The 1,260-nt window shown below is 34.2% G+C and carries 1 protein-coding gene; it reads left to right on the forward strand.

What is annotated here, in order from left to right; all coding sequences use genetic code 11:
* Positions 1 to 280: 280 nt before the first annotated feature.
* Positions 281 to 1,189, forward strand: a complete 909-nt coding sequence (locus tag DXA87_RS17725) for a hemerythrin family protein (protein ID WP_158553107.1) — start codon at positions 281 to 283, stop codon at positions 1,187 to 1,189.
* Positions 1,190 to 1,260: the final 71 nt, after the last annotated feature.

A 1,260-nucleotide genomic window follows, 5' to 3' on the forward strand; every position in this document is an offset into this window, starting at 1 on the left:
TGGATCATTTTTTCAATTCATGGTGCAAGGTTTAGATTAGAAATTGCTCCGTGAATAATTCAGGATAAGTAGTCATTTTTATAAAAAGACAGTGAGTGCGTCTCTTGGAACAGAATGAATATATTCTGAATCCGGGAGGCGCTTTTTATATTTCATTAAAAATGTAAAGTTCGCGTGTTGAAAATGTAAAATGGGAATGATATAATGGTTAAAGCGTTAACTGCAAAATTGGATAATACAGGCATATTGACAGTATAAAGACATGAAGGGAGACGACAAAATGATCAAATGGAGTAAAAATTATCTTATGGGCATAGATAAACTTGATGAAGAGCATAAAGAATTGTTTCGGATATCAGATCAGATTTATAATAAAGTAATGGAGAGAGGAGATGATGCGAAGTACCGGTTATTCCTTATGAAGGAAACTCTGGAATATATGCTTAGATATTTTAAAAGGCATGCAAAGAGTGAAGAAATATATATGCGGGAGATAGGTTATGCCGGTTATGAATTTCATAAGATGCTGCATGACGAGTTTTATAATATGCTGCTGAAAAAAAAAGCAGACATTGTAAAGCGCAATGAATGCAGCAAAAAAGAGATAGCAGAACTTGTGGGAGATGGAATTGGATGGCTTTTGGAACATATAATAACAGAAGATATGGCAATTGTAGGGAAAGGAATCTCAGCCATATCTTCATACAATAGTGATTTTGAAGAGCAGCTGAAAAATGTGATCAATACAAATTTGATTTCATTTCTCAATGTTGCAGCAAATGTGAAGATTATAAATAGAAACTATCAAGGTGAAAACTTTGGAAAAGTTATATGCCAGAAAATGGTTTACAATCTGGGATCCCGCCAAATTGTAGTTATATCAGGCATTGAGAAAACATTTCTGATTCGTGTTGCTGAAATGATCTATGGGATAGATATTGAGGATGAGATGGATCTGGTTTTATATAGTATGCAGACATTTGGTGCAAATTTCTGGAGATCAATAGGACAATATTTTGTAGGCAATCATGATTTGCTTTCCCTGAGTTCAAACAGTTTTATTATTGCAAGGAGTATACCGGAAGAGCTGGATATGCTTAAGCCTGAGAAATCATTATTATTTGATTCTGATATGGGAAAATTTTTTATAGCTACAAATGGAAAGATGTCAGAAATTGCACATTTTTAAAGTAAACCTGAATTATTCACGGCAAAGCCGTGATCGTGAATGATTATCCAACCATCCATCTCCTGCTTCGC

Origin of the sequence: Desulfotomaculum sp. OF05-3 (assembly GCF_003435535.1) — a bacterium.
In the GTDB taxonomy this organism is placed as follows: domain Bacteria; phylum Bacillota; class Clostridia; order Lachnospirales; family Lachnospiraceae; genus Pilosibacter; species Pilosibacter fragilis.

What these genes read in the sequence shown, in the direction of transcription:
- DXA87_RS17725 (WP_158553107.1), top strand. Translation starts at nt 281, where the DNA reads ATGATCAAATGGAGTAAAAATTATCTTATGGGCATAGATAAACTTGAT.